Annotated in this window: 20 protein-coding genes; all 20 read left to right on the forward strand. The window is 36.0% G+C overall.

The window, feature by feature from the left end:
* Positions 1 to 210, forward strand: a 210-nt coding sequence (locus tag ACYIAM_RS12490) for a transposase (RefSeq protein WP_141671378.1), incomplete at its 5' end; no start/stop codon positions are given.
* A gap of 416 nt (positions 211 to 626) precedes the next feature.
* On the forward strand, positions 627 to 1,073 hold the full coding sequence (mraZ, locus tag ACYIAM_RS12495; protein ID WP_174796610.1) for a division/cell wall cluster transcriptional repressor MraZ: 447 nt from the start codon (positions 627 to 629) through the stop codon (positions 1,071 to 1,073).
* 16 nt (positions 1,074 to 1,089) lie between these two features.
* On the forward strand, positions 1,090 to 2,025 hold the full coding sequence (gene rsmH, locus ACYIAM_RS12500) for a 16S rRNA (cytosine(1402)-N(4))-methyltransferase RsmH (protein ID WP_483748494.1): 936 nt from the start codon (positions 1,090 to 1,092) through the stop codon (positions 2,023 to 2,025).
* Positions 2,018 to 2,401: a cell division protein FtsL gene (gene ftsL / locus ACYIAM_RS12505; protein WP_483748495.1), complete on the forward strand. Its 384-nt coding sequence runs from the start codon at positions 2,018 to 2,020 to the stop codon at positions 2,399 to 2,401. The genes rsmH and ftsL overlap by 8 nt, the downstream gene beginning before the upstream one ends.
* Positions 2,401 to 4,179, forward strand: coding sequence for a peptidoglycan glycosyltransferase FtsI (gene ftsI / locus ACYIAM_RS12510; protein WP_483748496.1), 1,779 nt, complete (start codon positions 2,401 to 2,403; stop codon positions 4,177 to 4,179). Before ftsL ends, ftsI begins: the two co-directional genes overlap by 1 nt.
* Before the next feature lie 12 nt (positions 4,180 to 4,191).
* Positions 4,192 to 5,742, forward strand: a complete 1,551-nt coding sequence (murE, locus tag ACYIAM_RS12515; protein ID WP_483748497.1) for a UDP-N-acetylmuramoyl-L-alanyl-D-glutamate--2,6-diaminopimelate ligase — start codon at positions 4,192 to 4,194, stop codon at positions 5,740 to 5,742.
* The gene (gene murF / locus ACYIAM_RS12520; RefSeq protein WP_483748498.1) at positions 5,739 to 7,094 is read left to right on the forward strand and encodes a UDP-N-acetylmuramoyl-tripeptide--D-alanyl-D-alanine ligase; all 1,356 of its coding nucleotides are present in this window, start codon (positions 5,739 to 5,741) and stop codon (positions 7,092 to 7,094) included. Before murE ends, murF begins: the two co-directional genes overlap by 4 nt.
* Positions 7,095 to 7,112: 18 nt before the next feature.
* Positions 7,113 to 8,195, forward strand: a complete 1,083-nt coding sequence (gene mraY / locus ACYIAM_RS12525) for a phospho-N-acetylmuramoyl-pentapeptide-transferase (protein ID WP_065638459.1) — start codon at positions 7,113 to 7,115, stop codon at positions 8,193 to 8,195.
* Between the two features lie 24 nt (positions 8,196 to 8,219).
* Positions 8,220 to 9,554 (forward strand): UDP-N-acetylmuramoyl-L-alanine--D-glutamate ligase, encoded by a 1,335-nt coding sequence (murD, locus tag ACYIAM_RS12530; protein WP_483748499.1) that lies wholly within the window; start codon positions 8,220 to 8,222, stop codon positions 9,552 to 9,554.
* On the forward strand, positions 9,551 to 10,702 hold the full coding sequence (ftsW, locus tag ACYIAM_RS12535) for a cell division protein FtsW (protein WP_483748500.1): 1,152 nt from the start codon (positions 9,551 to 9,553) through the stop codon (positions 10,700 to 10,702). Before murD ends, ftsW begins: the two co-directional genes overlap by 4 nt.
* Positions 10,702 to 11,754: an undecaprenyldiphospho-muramoylpentapeptide beta-N-acetylglucosaminyltransferase gene (gene murG, locus ACYIAM_RS12540; protein WP_483748501.1), complete on the forward strand. Its 1,053-nt coding sequence runs from the start codon at positions 10,702 to 10,704 to the stop codon at positions 11,752 to 11,754. Before ftsW ends, murG begins: the two co-directional genes overlap by 1 nt.
* Positions 11,755 to 11,922: 168 nt before the next feature.
* Positions 11,923 to 13,371, forward strand: a complete 1,449-nt coding sequence (gene murC, locus ACYIAM_RS12545) for a UDP-N-acetylmuramate--L-alanine ligase (RefSeq protein ID WP_174796601.1) — start codon at positions 11,923 to 11,925, stop codon at positions 13,369 to 13,371.
* Between the two features lie 2 nt (positions 13,372 to 13,373).
* Positions 13,374 to 14,282: a D-alanine--D-alanine ligase gene (locus ACYIAM_RS12550; protein WP_483748502.1), complete on the forward strand. Its 909-nt coding sequence runs from the start codon at positions 13,374 to 13,376 to the stop codon at positions 14,280 to 14,282.
* A gap of 13 nt (positions 14,283 to 14,295) precedes the next feature.
* Positions 14,296 to 15,135, forward strand: coding sequence for a cell division protein FtsQ/DivIB (locus ACYIAM_RS12555; RefSeq protein WP_483748503.1), 840 nt, complete (start codon positions 14,296 to 14,298; stop codon positions 15,133 to 15,135).
* Between the two features lie 14 nt (positions 15,136 to 15,149).
* Positions 15,150 to 16,403 carry a cell division protein FtsA gene (gene ftsA, locus ACYIAM_RS12560; RefSeq protein ID WP_174796598.1) on the forward strand — a complete coding sequence of 418 codons (1,254 nt, stop codon included), beginning with the start codon at positions 15,150 to 15,152 and terminating at the stop codon, positions 16,401 to 16,403.
* 81 nt (positions 16,404 to 16,484) lie between these two features.
* Complete coding sequence (ftsZ, locus tag ACYIAM_RS12565; protein WP_174796597.1) at positions 16,485 to 17,624, forward strand: cell division protein FtsZ; 1,140 nt, start codon at positions 16,485 to 16,487, stop codon at positions 17,622 to 17,624.
* Between the two features lie 63 nt (positions 17,625 to 17,687).
* On the forward strand, positions 17,688 to 18,602 hold the full coding sequence (lpxC, locus tag ACYIAM_RS12570; RefSeq protein ID WP_483748504.1) for a UDP-3-O-acyl-N-acetylglucosamine deacetylase: 915 nt from the start codon (positions 17,688 to 17,690) through the stop codon (positions 18,600 to 18,602).
* Between the two features lie 83 nt (positions 18,603 to 18,685).
* The gene (yfbR, locus tag ACYIAM_RS12575) at positions 18,686 to 19,273 is read left to right on the forward strand and encodes a 5'-deoxynucleotidase (protein ID WP_174796596.1); all 588 of its coding nucleotides are present in this window, start codon (positions 18,686 to 18,688) and stop codon (positions 19,271 to 19,273) included.
* A 314-nt stretch (positions 19,274 to 19,587) separates the two neighbouring features.
* Positions 19,588 to 19,785, forward strand: coding sequence for a hypothetical protein (locus ACYIAM_RS12580; protein ID WP_483748505.1), 198 nt, complete (start codon positions 19,588 to 19,590; stop codon positions 19,783 to 19,785).
* A gap of 57 nt (positions 19,786 to 19,842) precedes the next feature.
* A partial coding sequence (locus ACYIAM_RS12585) for a transposase (protein ID WP_483747552.1) occupies positions 19,843 to 19,959 on the forward strand: 117 nt, incomplete at its 3' end.

Genomic DNA, 19,959 nt, shown 5'->3' on the forward strand with positions numbered 1-19,959 from the left:
ACGGTGATTGCTAAACGTAATTATGGTAAGGATATAGATAAAAGCAGTATGGATAGGTGCCTTTATCGCTATCGTCATTTAGTCGAGAATGCCTTTGCTAGAATCAAGCAATATCGTTCAATATCAACTAGATACGATAAGTTAGAAAGGAATTATGCCAGTATGGTATCACTGGCATTTATGTTAATGTGGCTGCCAATGTATTGTTGAGTAATTTATGTGCAGCAAAGATCAACAGCCCCTAATATTTTTTTGATATAGATAATTTTTTGTGTCGTAAAAACTAGCTAATTCACTCATCTAATGTTGCTTCGCCTACTCCAAAATGTTTAGCTAACTCGCCTATAAAAAGGTAGGCATTGGTTAAGGCACAATTTACCAATTATTGTTTTAAACTGTCCTTTAAATTTTTTAACTATAATATGTTTCCCTCTATGATTTTTTGTGATATTTGTTCATTTTGAGGAAGAAAACCAATCTTTTATAAATAATTAACCAACAACCTATTATTTTGTGATAATTTGTGGTAAAAAGTGGGGGTTAGTGGTAAAAATAGATTATTTAATTAACTTGATGATTTATATTAAATAAAAATTAACAAGAAATTTATAAATAATGGTACTTTCATGTTTAGTGGTGCAATTTCGGTCAATTTAGATAATAAAGGACGGTTAGCAATTCCTACTCGTTACCGTGAATCTTTGTCTGAAGGTATGGTTTGCACAATTGGTTTATACCATTCTTGTTTGACGCTTTATTCTCTGTCTGAATGGAAATGTATCGAACAACAGCTTGCAACATTATCAACGATTGTAGAAGCTGAACGTAGAATTAAGCGATTGTTATTGGGTTATGCAACTGAGTGTTTGATGGACAACTCAGGTCGAATTTTATTGCCACCTACGTTACGTACTTATGCAAAATTAGAAAAAAATACAATGTTTGTTGGTCAATCTAATAAATTTGAAATTTGGGATGAGGCGATTTGGTATCAACAAATTAACGATGATATTGCTGCATTACCAACCGATATTGAAAACTTATCAGATAATTTGAAAAGTTTAACTATTTAATAAGAGTAAAAAATTGATGGATTATCAACATACAACGGTTTTATTAAACGAAGCTGTAAACGCATTAAATATAAAAAAGGATGGCATTTATGTTGATGGTACTTTTGGGCGAGGAGGTCATTCTCGTTTAATACTTGAACAACTTGGTACACAAGGTCGGTTGATTGCTATTGATCGTGATGAGCGTGCTGAGCAAGTTGCTTTACAGATAACAGATCCTCGATTTACTTTTATTCGTGGTGAGTTTTCAAATATGTACCAATATATTGATAAACTTGAACTAATGGGTAAGATTGATGGCATCTTGTTAGACCTTGGTGTTTCATCGCCACAGCTTGATGACCCCGAAAGGGGATTTTCTTTTATGCGTGATGGACCACTTGATATGCGTATGAATAACCATAAAGGTTTAACAGCAAGTGAATGGTTACTCAGCAGTGATGAAGACGATATCGCGTGGGTGTTAAAGACATTTGGTGAAGAGAAGTTTGCCAAGCGTATTGCTCGAGCGATCGTGGAGCAGAATAAAGTTTTGCCGATCACCCGTACTTTGGAGTTGGCTAATTTAATTGAAAAAGCAACACCAAGAAAAGATAAAAATAAGCATCCAGCTACACGTAGTTTTCAGGCTATTCGTATTTATATTAATAGCGAATTGGAAGAAGTTGAGCAAGTATTAAACAGTAGTTTATCTATTCTTGCCAATCATGGAAGGCTTGCTGTTATTAGCTTTCATTCTCTAGAAGATAGAATTGTAAAGCAATTTATTAATAAACAGAGTAAAGGTCCGGATTTACCCGCTCGATTACCACTAACAGAACAACAAATAAAACAATATGGTGGTGCTAAATTAAGATCTCTTGGCAAAATTAAGCCAAATACTATTGAAATTAATAATAACCCGCGTTCTCGAAGCGCACTATTAAGGGTAGCAGAAAGGAAAGATGAATAGCAACCAATACAATGAGACTTTTCCAGATAAAATCGACATTGATAAAGATATTCAAAGAAGACCAAGTAGGAGTTTATTTGGTTTAATTATTGCTGATTTGTTTGGCCATCAAAAAATTTCATTGATGTTACTTGTAATGATTATTATTTCTGCTGGTGCTGTATTAATAACAACGCAACAGGTTCGTAAACAGCTATTTGAACGCGAGCAACTTTTATTGGAACAAGATGTATTAGAAAGCGAATGGCGAAATTTAGTTATTGAGGAAAATGTCCTTGCAGATCCCAAGAGAGTAGAAGAAAGAGCGAAGAATCAATTAGGTATGTCTTATGTGACGCCGCAAAATGAAACAGTTATTGTGATAAAGAGTAAATAATGAAATCCGTCACTAAAAATAAAAAAAACAAAGCAAAAAAGACGACTAAAACAAATAAAACCAATAAGTTGAATAGTAAAAAGCAATATTTTACTCCTAATCGTTTTTATATTGTATACGGTTTTATTATTTTTGCGATTATTTGTCTTATTGTCCGAATGACATTGTTGCAAATTATTGAACCCGATAAACTTATTGCAGAAGGTAATAAACGTTCGCTTCGTCACCAAGAAATGGATGCGCCAAGGGCAATGATCACCGATCGTAACGGTCGTGCATTAGCAGTAAGTGTGCCAATGTTTGATGTTTGGGCAGATCCTAAAATTGTTGTAAAAAAGGGAGGCGTTAAAGCAGACGATATCAGGTGGCAAGGGTTAGCTAAAACGTTAAATATCCCAATGTCGACATTAGCGCAAAAATTGGGTAATCCATCAATGCGATTTGTTTATTTGTCTAAGCAAGTAACGCCAACAATATCTGACTATTTAAAAAAACTAAAACTACCGGGAATATCATTTGCGAAAACATCTAAACGTTATTACCCAGCGGCAGAAAATATAGCTCAATTAATTGGTTTAACAGATATTGATGAAAATGGTACCGAAAAAGGTTCTGAGGGTATCGAAAAAAGCTTTAATAAATGGTTAATTGGCGAATCTGGGCAGAGAGTAGTGCGACGTGACCGAGTAGGTCGTGTCATTGAAGAATTAGAGCGTACAGAAAGTGAAACAGCATCAGATTTAACACTAAGTATCGATGAACGTTTACAATCACTGGTGTATAGCGAACTTAGTCAAGCAGTTGAATTTAATAAAGCAGACAGTGGAACAGCGGTATTGATTGATGTACATACCGGTGAGATTTTAGCAATGGCAACTAGTCCATCTTATAATCCTAATAATCGTTCATCAATTGATTATAATTTATTGAGAAATAGAGCTGTCACTGATGCATTTGAGCCTGGTTCTACGGTTAAACCTTTAGTGGTAATGGCAGCTTTAGAAAAGAAAATAGCTAATTTAAATACTATTATTGACACTAGACCATTTTATGTTAATCGCTATGAAATTAAGGACGTGTCATATCAAAAAGCACTCAATTTGGCTGGTATCTTGGAAAAATCAAGTAATGTTGGAGTAAGTAAATTAGCTTTACAAATGCAGCAGGGCGATCTTGTAGAGTTCTATAGCCGCTTTGGACTTGGTCAACCAACGGGGTTAGGTTTAGGTGGTGAGGTTAGTGGCTCAATTGCAGCTGATAGAACCAGAAAATGGGCTGATATTGAACGAGCGACATTTGCATTTGGGTATGGGTTAAGTGTTACACCGTTACAGCTAGCAAGAGCTTATGCGACCATTGGTAGTTATGGAATTTATCGACCGGTATCAATTTTAAAAGTCACAGAACCGGTAAAAGGTCAACGTGTAGTTGCTGAAAAAGAGGCTAAAACAGTAGTTCAATTAATGGAAGCGGTAGCTGTTACTGGTGGAGGAACCAAAGCATCGGTTCCTGGTTACAGTGTTGGTGTTAAAACAGGAACAGCAAAAAAATTATCGGGTGGGCGATATGTTAATCAATATTTAGCGTATACCGCAGGTATTGCGCCTGCAACAGAGCCAAAATATTCCCTTGTCGTTGTGATTGATAATCCAAAAGCAGGTCAATATTATGGCGGATCGGTTTCTGCTCCTGTTTTTAGCCGAATTATGGGCGGCGTGCTTAGAACGATGAATGTAAAACCAGATCGCCAAGTTGATGGCCAAATGATTATTTATTAATAGGTGGAAATGATGGCTACAAGCTCATTTAAAACATTATTTGAATTATTAGGTGGAAGTCGTAATCTAAAATTAAACGATTTCCCACTTAATCATTTGCGTATTGATAGTCGTAAAGTGAAAAAAAATGATGTTTTTGTTGCAATCAAGGGGCATACCGTTGATGGGCGAACATTTATTCCTCAAGCCATTTCAGCAGGTGCAGCTGTTATCTTGATTGAAACAAAAAGAAAATCGAATGATCTAAAAATTGACTATCTTAAAAAAGATAATAAACCGGTCATCCCACAAATCAGTGTTTTTCAACTTTCGCAACGTTTATCATTAATCGCCAATGAGTTTTATCATTCACCATCGAAAAAATTGTCGGTTATTGGCGTAACAGGGACTAATGGAAAAACAACAGTTACCCAGCTCATTGCGCAATGTACAACATTACTTAATGACAAAACAGCTATTTTAGGCACTATTGGTAACGGAATTTATAATCAAATTGAGCCATCAGCTAATACGACAGCTTCGGCAATAGATGTGCAAACATTATTAGCTGATTTTGTAAAAAAACAGGTCAAAGTTGTGGCCATGGAGATTTCTTCTCATGGTCTTGCAATGGATCGCGTTAAAGGGCTAAATTGCGTAGCTACCGTATTTACCAATTTAAGTCGTGATCATCTTGATTACCATAAAACCATGAGTAAATATGCTAAAGCAAAATGGTCATTATTTACTTCTGATGAAAAAGAAAAAAAAGTTTTAACTGCTGGTAAATCGATTATTAATTATGATGACAAATATGGTAAACGTTGGATTGAAAAACTTTCTCAAGTGACAGCAGTATCATGTCAACCTAAGTCATTGCGCCGATTAAAAGCATTAAATATACCTTATGTTGGGGTTTCTATGATTGATTATCATGATAAAGGTGCCCAAATTCATATGGAGTCAAGTTGGGGAAATGCCATTATTCATAGTCGATTATTAGGTGAATTTAATGTTTCAAATCTATTATTAGCTATAGCTACGCTTTTAACATTGGATTTTCCATTTTTTGCGGTAATTAATATGGCTTCTTTTTTGAAACCTATTTGTGGACGAATGGAAGTATTGCATATTAAAAATAGTCCAACGGTCATTGTCGATTATGCGCATACTCCTGATGCATTACAAAAAGCATTACAAGCAAGTCGAATTCATTGTAAAGGAACTTTATGGGTGATTTTTGGTTGTGGTGGTGATAGGGATAGCGGTAAAAGACCTTTAATGGCTACAATAGCAGAACAGTTTGCCGATAAAATTGTTTTGACTAATGACAATCCACGCACTGAAGATGAGATGAAAATTATTGAGGATATTCAGCAAGGTTTACATCATACCGACAACCTATACATAATTACCGATAGGGTGCAAGCCATTACACAAACGTTAAAACAAGCTAAAACTAATGATGTAATTTTAATTGCAGGTAAAGGGCATGAGGATTATCAAATAGTGGGTAAAACTAAATATCACTATTCAGATCAAGAAACAGTTAAAAAGCTTTTAGGAGTAGAGAATCAACCATGATTCCATTAGAAATTGAGCAAATAAAAAAAATAGTGAATGGTAAATCTTATCATATCCCAGATGAAAGTGTTGTGATTGATTCTATTTGTACTGATTCACGAAAAATCGTTAAACAATCGTTGTTTATTGCACTTGTTGGTGATAATTTTGATGGGCATGCTTTTGCTGAGCTTTCTATCAAAGACGGTGCTATAGCTGTGATTGTCGATCATAAAATTGATAAGGCAATACCGCAGATTGTTGTCAAAGATACTCGCTTAGCTTTAGGGGAAATTGCGAATTTTGTCCGCCAAGAAAGTACAGCCAAAATTGTGGCACTGACAGGCTCATCAGGTAAAACATCAGTTAAAGAAATGACAGCAGCCATTTTGCAAAATTGCGGTCAGACTCTTTATACTCAAGGTAATTTCAATAATGACATCGGTGTGCCATTAACACTTCTGCGCTTAACCAAGCAAGACCAATTTGCAGTAATAGAACTAGGTGCTAATCATATTGGTGAAATTGCCTATACTACTAATCTTGTTCAACCGCAAAGTACTTTAATTAATAATATTGCTGAAGCACACATCGAAGGGTTTGGTTCGCTTGAAGGTGTGGCAAAAGCTAAAGGTGAAATCTTTCAAGGATTACCTAATGATGGTATTGCTATTATTAATTTAGATAGTTGCTCAGATAAATGGTTTGCTCAGCTAACAAATAAAACAGTTTGGACATTTTCGTTGGCCAACTCATCAGCCAATTTTTATGCGAGTAATATTCAATATGCTCAACAAACGACATTTACATTACATACCCCAAAAGGTGAATGCGCAATTGTATTACCGCTAGTTGGACAACATAATGTTGCAAATGCTATTGCGGCATCAGCTTTAGCGATCTCTGTTGGTGCAACCTTTAGTCAGATTCAGCAAGGTTTAGCTACTTTAAAACCAGTAAAAGGTCGGTTATTTCCAATAAAATTAAATCAAACCCAATTAATTTGGGATGATACTTATAATGCTAATGTTGGTTCAATGTCGGCGGCAGTGAAAACCTTGGCAAAACAAGCAGGATATCGAGTATTGGTTGTTGGTGATATGGGAGAATTAGGGGTTGAAGCTGAAAAATATCATCGACAAATTGGTGAACTTGCTCATGATGAAAAACTTGACTGTGTTGTGAGTGTCGGTAAATTAAGTCAATTTATTAGTCAATATAGTGGTGTGGGTCACCATTTTAACAATAAACCAGATGCTGTGAATTTTCTGTTAACGTTATTACGTCAATATCCAACTTTAACTATGCTAGTTAAAGGTTCACGTAGTGCCAAAATGGAAGAAATCATCGAAAAAATTCAAATTGAACAATAGTGAGTTAGGATTAAAATTATGTTGGTGTGGATATCAGAATATTTAGTGAAACATTTTACCTTTTTTAATGTTATCTCTTATTTAACAGTAAGAGCCATTTTAGGATTATTAACTTCTTTAGCGATTTCTTTATTTTTTGGTCAGAAAGTGATTGATGGCTTACAAAAATTGCAAATTGGGCAAGTTATTCGTCATGATGGACCCGAATCACATTTAAGTAAAAAAGGTACGCCAACTATGGGGGGCGTGCTTATTTTAGCATCGATTATCTTATCGGTATTTTTATGGGCAGATCTTCGTAATCCTTATGTTTGGGTTACCTTATTTGTTTTAATTGGTTATGGCATTATTGGATTTGCCGATGATTATTTAAAAGTGATTCGTAAAAATAGTGCCGGTCTTATTGCAAGATGGAAGTATTTTTGGCAGTCGGTTATTGCATTAATTGTTGCTTTTGGTCTATATGTTTATGGGAAAGATAGCGCAGTAACAGTACTGGTTTTACCCTTTTTTAAAGATGTTATGCCACAATTGGGGTTATTATTTATTCTGCTTACTTATGTTGTGATTGTTGGCGCTGGTAATGCTGTGAATTTAACCGATGGACTTGATGGACTTGCCATTATGCCAACTGTCTTTGTTGCAGCTGGTTTTGCTCTCGTATCTTGGGCAACAGGTAATGTTAATTTTGCTGCCTATTTACATATTCCTTATATTAAATTTAGTGGTGAATTGATGATTGTCTGCACCGCAATTATTGGTGCGGGACTTGGCTTTTTATGGTTTAACACATATCCAGCTATGGTTTTTATGGGCGATGTTGGGTCGTTAGCTTTGGGCGGTGTGTTTGGTATTATTGCAGTCTTATTAAGACAAGAATTTTTATTACTGATAATGGGCGGAATATTTGTTATTGAAACACTATCAGTAATTTTACAAGTGGGTTCATATAAATTACGCGGTAAACGGATATTTAAAATGGCGCCGATTCATCATCATTATGAATTAAAAGGTTGGCCTGAGCCTCGCGTTATTGTTCGGTTTTGGATTATATCATTAATGTTGGTATTGATTGGTTTATTAACCTTGAAGTTGCGTTAATTAAGAATAAATCGGGATGGAATCATGGTTAGCTATCAGGGCAAAAATGTTGTTATTATTGGGTTAGGCATCACAGGGCTTTCTTGTGTTGAGTATTTTCTTGCTCAAAATGTTATACCTAAAGTTATTGATACGCGTTCATCTCCATCAGGGATTGAGCAATTAGACGAACGTGTTGCTTACCATTTAGGTGAATTAAATATTGATTGGTTGCTTGACGCTGACTTAATCATTGCCAGCCCTGGTATTGCTTTATCTACGCCCGAACTGCAACAAGCAGCTAAAAAAGGGGTTGAAATTATTGGTGATATTGAGCTATTTTGCCGTGAAGTAAATGCACAATCCAATAAACAAATTGTCGCTATCACAGGTGCTAATGGTAAAACAACGGTAACAACCCTTGTTGGTGATATCATTAAATCATCGGGTATTAAAGTCGGTGTTGGCGGGAATATAGGCGAACCTGCACTATCCCTTTTAAAGCAGGATTACGATATCTATGTGCTCGAATTATCAAGCTTTCAACTAGAAACAACTTACAGTTTACAAGCGACAGTTGCAACAATTTTAAATATCTCAGAAGATCATATGGATCGCTATCCGCTTGGTTTAATGCAATATACCGAGGCTAAACAACGCATTTATCATAATGCAAAATATTGTGTCACTAACTATGATGATAAATTTACATCACCAATATCTAAGCAACATGCTTGTGTCTCATTTGGATTAAAAATGGGTGATTACCATTTAGATAGTCAATGTGAACATTTAATTGCTCAAAATAGTCCTGTTTTATCGACCAAAGTGATGAAGCTAGTTGGTTGTCATAATTATCTTAATGCCTTAGCTGCTTTGGCTATAGCAGATAAATTAAATATTGCTCGAGAGTCAAGTTTAGCAACAATCGCTTCATTTCAAGGTTTGCCGCATCGTTTTGAATTAGTTTTTGAGCAAAATGGTGTGAAATGGATTAATGATTCTAAAGCGACTAATGTGGGGAGCACGGAAGCGGCCTTGAAAAGCGTTGTTTGTCAGGGCAAATTATATTTATTATTAGGAGGAGATGGAAAATCAGCGGATTTTTCGCCTTTAATTCCTTATTTACTGAATAATAATCTTGAAGTTTTCTGTTTTGGTCGTGATCGTAATTTGTTAGCTAAATTAGCACCAGCTGTCACAACAATGACTGAAACAATGGCGGATGCCATACAAATTATTGCACAAAAAGTAGTAGCAAATGATGTGGTTTTACTTTCTCCAGCTTGTGCAAGTCTCGATCAATTTAAAAATTATATTGATCGAGGAAACCAATTTGCCAAACTTGTCAAAGAATATGTTCATAGGAGTAAACAATGACATTTTTTTGGATAAAAAAACAAGTTAATCCAAATATACCATTTGATAATTCATTACTTTGGACTGTGTTTGGTTTAATGATATTTGGCCTGATAATGGTCACATCAGCATCGATGTCATTTAGCGAAAGTAATCCTTTCTTTTATACACAACGAGAGCTTATTCAGTTAGGACTATCACTATTTTTAATGTTTATTACGTTGTATATTCCGATGCAACGTTGGCAGCAGTTTGGTTCAGTGTTACTAATTATTGCTATTATTATGTTGATCGTTGTGCTAGGCATTGGATCTTCAATTAATGGCGCATCTCGTTGGATACCCTTAGGTGTATTCAATTTTCAACCAGCAGAGCTTTCAAAATTAGCACTCTTTTTATTTTTAGCGGGTTACTTATCTCGTAAATCCGAAGAAGTGCAAAGTGGTTTTTGGGGATTTTTTAAACCAATGGTTGTCATGGCAGTACTTTCAATTTTATTACTTAAGCAACCTGATTTGGGTACAGTTATTGTTTTGTTTATGGTGACTATTGGTATCTTATTTATTGCTGGTGCTCAATTGTGGCAATTTATTGCTATTTTGCTAACAGGGGTCGGTGCGGTGATTTGCTTGATCTTATATGAAGCCTATCGCTTAACTCGGCTATTGACCTTTCTTGATCCTTGGCAAGATGCAACAGGTTCTGGTTATCAATTAGTTGCATCTTTAATGGCAATTGGTAGTGGAGGAATTACCGGTCAAGGTATGGGAAATTCTATCTTGAAATTGGGATATTTACCTGAATGCCATACTGATTTTATTTTTTCAATTATTTCTGAAGAGTATGGATATATAGGTGTGGTTGCTTTATTGTCATTACTTTTCTTTTTAACATTTAAGGCGCTTACAATTGGTTATCGGGCTTTGAATGAAGGTTCATTGTTTTCAGGTTATTTGGCCTGTGAAATTGGTATATGGTTTGGTTTTCAAACGTTTGTTAACGTTGGTGTTACATCAGGTATGTTACCGACTAAAGGATTAACCTTACCATTTATTAGTTATGGTGGTTCAAGTCTTATCGTGATGAGTATTGCGGTTGCCATATTACTCAGAATAGATTTTGAATTTAGACAACAACAAGCGCAAGCAAGAATAAGGTTATTAAAGTAATGAAAAAATTATTAGTTATGGCAGGGGGAACAGGAGGGCATGTTTTTCCGGGTATTGCTGTTGCGCATTATTTAATGAAGCAAGGTTGGCAAGTAAGATGGTTAGGCACCGCCGATCGAATGGAAGCACATCTTGTCCCCGAAAATGGTATTGATATTGATTTTATCGAAATATCAGGGTTACGAGGCAAAGGTATGATGGCACTATTAAAAGCGCCTTATAAAATTCTAAAAGCAGTTTTACAAGCTCGAAAGATTTTAAAAAACTATCGTCCTGATGTTGTTTTAGGTATGGGAGGATATGTTTCTGGTCCTGGAGGGATCGCCGCCAAAACCCTTGGCATACCAGTTGTATTACATGAGCAAAACGGCATTGCAGGATTAACTAATAAGTGGCTAGCTAAAATTGCCACTAAAGTTTTGCAAGCATTTCCTACCGCTTTCCCTAAGGCTGAAGTAGTTGGTAATCCTGTGCGTAATGATCTTTTAACTGTTGCACAACCTGAAGAACGATTCAAAGATCGTCATGGACCAATTAGAGTATTAGTCATGGGAGGAAGCCAAGGCGCTAAAGTTCTTAATGACATTGTGCCTCAAGTGATAACAAAGTTGTCGGATAAATATGTGGTATGGCATCAAACGGGTAAAGGAATGTTAAATTCAGTAATGCAATCTTATCAAGATTGTGATATGACAAATAATAAAGTGACTGAATTTATATCTGATGTTGCCGGTGCATACAGTTGGGCAGATATTGTAATTTGTCGCAGTGGGGCTTTAACTGTTAGTGAAATTCAAATTGTCGGTATTGGTGCTATTTTTATTCCGTTTATGCATAAAGATCGTCAGCAATTTTGGAATGCAAAATCATTAGCTGATATAGGGGCGGCTGATATTATAGAGCAACCAGATTTTAATGTTGAATCGTTATCAAATTTATTATTAAATTTACATCGCGACAAATTACTTGAAATGGCAATTAAAGCTAAAAGTCTCTCAATTGTAAATTCCACTGAAAAAGTGGCACAAACCCTTGAGTCAGTGATAAAATGATTAGTTTATGATATAAGTTTATGTAATAATTTTGCCAAAAAGTTTCAGGTTAGGTGCATGTTTGGGTCAATGATTTGTTTGGACCAAGAAAAATAATTGCGATACAAATATTCAATGATGATATGACGCGATACACTGCACAACAAAAGAATAATTAGGAGTTCGATAGTGAATACAAGGGAATTAGCGGAGTTAAGGGCAATTATTCCTGAAATGAAACGAGTCAAACATATTCACTTTGTGGGTATTGGCGGCGCGGGTATGGGGGGAATTGCTGAAGTTCTAGCTAATGAAGGATACGAAATTAGCGGTTCAGATATTGCTGAAAATGCGGTGACCCAACATCTAGAAACGTTAGGTGCAAAAATTGTCATTGGTCACGCTGCTGAAAATGTGATTGATTCTAGTGTTGTTGTTATATCTTCGGCTATTTCACAAGATAATATTGAAGTGGTTGCTGCTCGTCAAGCGCGTATACCAGTCATTCAACGAGCTGAAATGCTCGCTGAATTAATGCGTTTTCGCTATGGAATCGCTATTGCTGGCACACATGGTAAAACCACAACAACCGCGATGGTAACTGCGATTTATGCTGAAGCAAAACTGGATCCAACTTTTGTTAATGGGGGATTAGTAAAAGCGGCAGGAACTCATGCTCAATTAGGTAGCAGTCGTTATTTTATTGCCGAAGCCGATGAAAGTGATGCATCGTTTCTTCATTTGCAACCAATGGTGTCAATTGTAACCAATGTTGAACCTGATCATATGGATACTTATCAAGGCAGCGTTGAAAACCTTAAACAAACATTTATTTCATTTTTACATAATCTACCTTTTTATGGTTTAGCTGTTATGTGTTATGACGATCCGATTAACCGTGAGCTGTTACCTATTGTAGGACGTAAAATTATTACTTATGGATTTAATGAAAAAGCGGACGTTGTTATCAAAAATTACCGTCAAGAGCGAGGTGTAAGTTATTACACTGTTTGTCGTCCAAATCATAAAGATCTACATATAGAATTAAACGCACCGGGTAAACATAATGCTTTGAACTCGGCAGCGGCAATTATTGCTGCAACCGAAGATGGTATTGATGATGAATCAATTATAAATGCATTAGCTAAATTTGCAGGTACTAGTCGACGTTTTGATTTGTTAGGTGTTTTTCCTCATGCTGATGGTGGAGATATTATGATGGTTGATGATTATGGTCATCATCCAAGTGAAGTTAATGCAACAATTCAAGCTGCTAGAAATGGTTGGCCTGATCGTCGCTTAGTTATGTTATTTCAACCACATCGATATACACGAACTCGTGATTTATTTGATGACTTTGCCCAAGTACTTTCTCAAGTTGATGCGCTTGTGATGTTAGATGTTTATTCAGCGGGTGAACCGCCTATTGCTGGGGCTGATAGCCGATCTTTATGCCGTTCAATTCGTAATCGAGGTAAAGTTGATCCTATTTATGTTTCAGATTTAGATATCTTACCTGAAATTATGAAAGAGATATTACAAGGTGGAGATTTATTATTAACACAAGGTGCTGGTAGTGTTGGTCGTATTGCTCGTCAACTAGCCAAAACTCAATTATTTTCAAAAGAGGTTTTATAAAAATGGTTGATAAAGTTGCTGTATTGTATGGTGGTACCTCTGCTGAGCGAGAAGTGTCTCTTAAGTCAGGTAAAGCTGTACATGCAGGATTATTGGCAAATGGTATTGATGCCCATCTTATTGACACGAAAAATTACGCTATCACACAATTAAAAGAAGATGGATTTACAAAAGTATTTAATATTTTACACGGACGTGGTGGAGAAGATGGTATCATTCAAGCAATATTGACTTATCAAGATATCCCTTATACCGGTAGCGATGTTCTTTCATCCGCGCTGACTATGGATAAGTTAAAGACTAAGTTAGTTTGGAAAGCGCTTGGCCTACCTGTTGCTGACTATGTTATGGTTAATAAATCGCAGATGGTTGATATTGATGCTATTGTAAAACAACTTGGATTACCGTTATTTGTAAAACCAATTCATGAAGGCTCTAGTGTAGGTATGGCTCGGGTTAATGAAGCCTCTGAATTGAAAAGTGCGATTTACATGGCGTTTCAATATGATGATGCGGTTATGATTGAATCATTTTTAGCTGGTCCAGAATTTACAATGGCAATTGTCGGTGAAGAAGTTTTACCTGCAATTCGAATTAAACCCACTACCAAATTTTATGATTATGATGCAAAGTATCTATCGGACTCAACACAATATTTTTGTCCAAGTGGATTACCAGATGACAAAGAACAACAGATTCGCAAATTAGCATTAGATGCTTATAAAGCGGTTGGATGCAGAGGCTGGGGACGGATCGATGTTATGTTCGATGCGGATCAAAATCCGTACTTGCTTGAAGTGAATACAGCACCTGGTATGACTGATCATAGCTTAGTGCCAATGGCAGCCAAACAACATGGTTGGTCATTTAATGAACTTGTAGCCAGAATCTTAAATTTGGCAACGCTATAATTGGCCTTATTTTATGAAACAAGTTCGGCAAGCAGCGCATAGACGAGATGATAAAAATAAAAGGCGGCTGCTTATTTTTCGTAATACAGAACAATTGATCGGCTTTTTGTTCTTTATTATGATTATTTTCATTAGTATTTGGGTAGTTCAAAGCTTTAAAAATTGGATGGATGATCCCGAACAAATGGTATTGTCGCAATTAACGTTAAGTGGAGAACATACCTATACAACCGAGGATGATCTTCGGAAAGCCATTCTAGGATTAGGGTTACCTAATACCTATATTGGACAAGATGTTAATGATATACAGCAAGAAGTGATGCGATTTCCATGGGTTAAACAAACCAGTATACGTAAGCAGTGGCCAGACAGGTTAATTGTCTATGTGGAAGAATATAAACCCGTGCTTTATTGGAATGACCTATTTTTACTGGATAAAAATGGCAATGTTTTTAGCGTGCCACTTGATCGTATTGCCACATTACAATTGCCAAGGCTATACGGTCCTGAGGGCAAAGCAAAACCAGCATTAGAAATTTATTATAAGTTAGAGAATCTTTCTAAAAAATTAGCTAATAATCAGTTGGCATTACATATTAAAGCGGCTATAACTGATGAGCGTAATGCATGGCAATTGATGGTAGAACAGTGCATATCTGGTACTTGCTTTGAAAATCAGGAAATGAAGTTGCTGTTAGGTAGTGAAAACATTGAACAGCGATATCAACAATTTATTAAATTATTTCCAGAAATTCAATCAAGAGTGCCAGAAAATGAAAGAATAACGGTAGCTGATTTACGTTACGAAAATGGTATTTCAGTGCAAAAAGAAAAATGGTGCAGTAAGGAATAAATTAAGGCTGAAGTATGAAAGCAACAGAAAAAAAATTGGTTGTTGGACTAGAAGTTGGTACATCCAAAGTACTTGCTCTTGTTGGTGAAGTTCTTCCTGATGGTATTGTTAATATTATTGGCGTAGGGCATTGCCCATCAAAAGGGGTTGATAAAGGCGGTGTAAACGATCTTGAGTCTGTCGTTAAATCAATCCAACGAGCGGTTGATCAAGCAGAATTAATGGCTGATTGCCAAATATCTTCAGTATATCTAAGCCTTTCAGGTAAACATATTCGTTGCCAAAATGAAATAGGGATGGTGCCAATATCGGATGAAGAAGTAACGGCTGAAGATGTAGAAAATGTTATCCATACAGCAAAATCAGTTAGAATTTTAGATGAGCACCGTATTTTGCATGTCATTGCACAAGAATATTCTATTGATTTACAAGAAGGCATTAAAAACCCCATTGGCTTATCAGGGGTAAGAATGAAAGCCAAAGTTCATTTAGTCACCTGTCATAATGATATGGCTAGAAATATTGTTAAAGCCGTTGAACGTTGTGGATTGAATGTAGATCAGCTTATTTTTTCTGGATTGGCTTCTAGCTATGCAGTTTTAACGGATGACGAAAAAGAACTAGGCGTTTGCGTAATTGATATAGGTGGCGGCACAATGGATGTGACTGTCTATACTGGTGGTGCTTTACGTCATTCAGTTGTCATTCCTTATGCGGGTAATGTTGTGACGAGTGATATTGCCTATGCATTTGGTGCACCGCCAATGGATGCTGAAAATATTAAGATTCGTTATGGGTGCGCTGTTGGTTCGCTAATTGGTAAAGATGAAGTTATTGATGTACCAAGTGTAGGTGGTAGACCTTCTCGCTCACTACAACGACAAACTCTAGCTGATGTAATTGAACCACGTTATTCAGAACTTCTCTCGTTGGTACAAAAAGAGTTACTTACATTGCAAGAAGAACTTAAAAAACAAAATATCAAATACCAATTAGCGGCAGGTATTGTATTAACTGGTGGTGCTGCACAAATAAAAGGAATGGTCGAGTGTGCTGAAAAAGTTTTTCAAAATCAAGTTCGTATTGGGCAGCCATTGAATATATCTGGATTAACAGACTATGTACAAAAACCTTATTGTTCAACAACGATAGGGCTATTACATTATGGAAAACAAAGTTTATTAAATGATGATGCAAAAGATAGTAATAAATCATCATTAAAAGGGATAGCTAAACGATTGACCGGTTGGTTTAAAAAAGAGTTTTAGCTAATATATTTCAAGAACTTCGTGGACATTGTAGATGATTATCTGTACAATGTGCCTAGATCGTAAATTTGGAGATAAGTTATGTTTGAGCCTATGGTTGCAGATGATGAACCAGCAGCAGTCATTAAAGTTATTGGTGTCGGTGGTGGCGGAGGTAATGCTGTCGAGCATATGATTGCTGAGCATATTGAAGGTGTTGAGTTTTTTGCGGCAAATACCGATGCACAGGCATTAAAAAGAATTAAGGTAGGTCAAACTATCCAGATCGGTACTAATGTTACTAAAGGACTTGGTGCAGGTGCTAATCCAGAAGTGGGTAGGAATTCTGCTGAAGAAGATCGTGAGGTTATCCGTAGTGCCATCGAAGGTGCTGATATGGTTTTTATAGCAGCTGGAATGGGTGGAGGCACTGGAACAGGTGCTGCACCAGTCGTTGCAGAAATAGCAAAAGAATTAGGTATTCTAACGGTTGCTGTTGTTACTAAGCCTTTTGGTTTTGAAGGTAAAAAACGAATGGCTTTTGCAGAGCAAGGTATCTCTGAATTAGCAAAACATGTTGATTCACTGATTACTATTCCGAATGATAAGTTATTAAAAGTGTTAGGTCGTGGCGTTAAATTACTGGATGCTTTTGCTGCCGCTAATGGTGTTTTAAAAGGTGCTGTGCAAGGTATTGCTGAGCTTATTACTAAACCTGGTCATATCAATGTCGACTTCGCTGACGTAAGAACGGTGATGTCTGAAATGGGCTATGCGATGATGGGGTCTGGTCGAGCTAGCGGAGATAATCGTGCGGAAGAAGCTGCCGAAATGGCAATTTCTAGTCCATTGCTTGAAGATATCGATTTATCGGGCGCTCGAGGTGTATTAGTCAATGTCACTGCAGGGCTAGATCTTGGTTTAGAAGAGTTTGAAACAGTAGGTAGTACAGTTAGAGCATTTGCTTCTGACAATGCCACCGTTGTTGTTGGTACGACTTTTGATCCTGATATGTCTGATGAAATTCGAGTAACAGTGGTTGCAACTGGTATTGGTATGGATAAACGTCCAGAAGTTAAAATGCCTAAGCCTGTGCCACGCAATGATTTATTTGGTCAAAGTAATACTCTAGGTCAACAAGAAGATAAATTAGCGAAAGTTGTTAATGAACCAACAGCTTCTCCTCTTGATAATCGTGAGATTTTAGATATTCCTGCTTTTATCCGTAAGCAAGCGAATTAAAATGAACTTATTTGATTTTTTATTGTCGAAATCGATAAGAACACATAACAAAGTAGGTGCAAAGTGAAACAAAGAACATTAAAAAAGACTATTCAAGCAACTGGTGTTGGTTTACATACCGGTAAGAAAGTTACTTTGACATTACGTCCTGCGCCTGAAAATACAGGTATCATTTATCGTCGTACTGATTTAAATCCATATGTGGATTTTCCGGTAGATGCAAAATCTGTGCGTGATACCATGCTTTGTACTTGTTTAATAAACGAAGACAATGTTCGTATTTCTACTGTTGAGCATATCAATTCTGCTTTAGCAGGGCTTGGTATTGACAATATTATTATTGAAGTTAATGCTCCTGAAATACCAATCATGGACGGTAGTGCAAGCCCATTTGTTTATTTATTACTTGATGCGGGTATTGCAGAACAAAATGCACTCAAAAAGTTTTTGCGTATAAAAGAAACAGTTCGAGTTGAGAATGGAGATAAATGGGCTGAAGTAAGGCCTTACAGTGGTTTTAGATTAGATTTCACTATTGATTTCCATCATCCGGCTATTGATAGTAGTTCGCAACGTTATCAATTAGATTTTTCGTCTGAATCGTTTATTCGCCAGATCAGTCGCGCAAGAACTTTTGGTTTTATGCGTGATATCGAAGCGTTACAGTCTAAAGGCCTATGCCTAGGTGGTAGCTTAGATTGTGCAATCGTGGTTGATGATTACAAAGTGCTTAATGAAGACGGTTTACGTTTTGAAGATGAGTTTGTACGTCACAAAATGCTCGATACTATCGGCGATTTATATATGAGCGGTCATAATATGATTGGTGAAGTAGTTTGTTATAAATCTGGTCATGCATTGAATAATCAATTATTGCAAGCATTGTTAGCGAAACAAGATGCATGGGAATATGTGACATTTACAGAAGAGCAAACAGTGCCACTTACATTGGGTACTCAACAGCTGATTCTAGCGTAAAATCATAAGTAATATTGTTAGATATTATAAACGCTCCTATTTTTGATGGGAGCGTTTTTATTTTATATTAAAGAGATAATTAAATGAATAATAGCCATTTTTTTGCTCATTTGTCACGATTGAAACTAATTAATCGTTGGCCTTTAATGCGTAATGTAAGAACCGAAAATGTATCAGAGCATAGCTTACAAGTTGCTTTTGTCGCACATGCTTTAGCAATAATTAAAAACAAAAAATTTAACGGTCATGTGAATCCTGAGCGAATCGCATTATTAGCCATGTATCATGATGTTTCAGAAGTCATAACCGGTGATTTACCAACACCTACAAAGTATTATAATCCGCAAATCACGGTTGAATATAAAAAGATTGAAAAAATAGCACAACAAAAACTTATTAATATGCTCCCTAAAGAGTTACAAGATGATTTTAGAACATTAATCGATGATGATTTTTATGATGAAGCAGAAAAAAGCATCGTAAAACAAGCGGATACATTATGTGCTTATCTTAAAACGATTGAAGAACTCAGCGCGGGTAATAATGAATTTAAATTGGCTGAACAACGTTTAAAAAAGACTTTATCTGAACGCAGTAGCCCTGAAATGAATTACTTTTTAGATGTTTTTATTCCAAGTTTTAGCTTGTCATTAGATGAAATAACTATGTAACAATGATTTATCTAGTTAATTGTTGCCTATTTTGTCTTTATCATATTTTATATCATGAATTTTAAATGTCTTGGTGTTTCCCTATATTTTAGATATGATTGCTTGGTGTCGACATGCAGTATTTGGCCTAGACTGGTTTTGTTATACCATTTAGCTTGCCGTCTTAATTTATCTTCAGAGAATTTTCAATTTAGGCATTTAAATTTAAATAGCGCAAAATCTCAGGTATCAATAACAATATTTAGACAGAGAAACCAGCTTATTTTACAATCTTTCCAGATATTATGATGCTTTAGCCAGCTGAACTGGGTGGGGTGACCCTGTATCCGTATGTGACTAATGGGATGGCTTGGAGCGATCCGACTGCGGCAGTTTTGTCGATACAGTTAAACATGCAATTACAACAACAGGCAAAAAATTCCAAAGCACAGAAATATTCAAATTTACAAGTAAAACAAAAATTAATAGAGTTCCTTTCAGGAATATCGATTATTTATGTAACTATCCCCTAAAATAGTACAGCAAAAAAGTAGAAAATTCTCTATGATAAAAGTAAAGGGGATTTAATTATGAAAAAAATGACTGAACATCAGATTGTATCTATTTTAAAAGAAGCTGAAGCCGGTATTCCTGTCAAGGAGCTCTGTCGTAAATATGGCATGGGTAATTCAACTTTCTATAAATGG

The organism is Gilliamella sp. X-60, assembly GCF_057063585.1.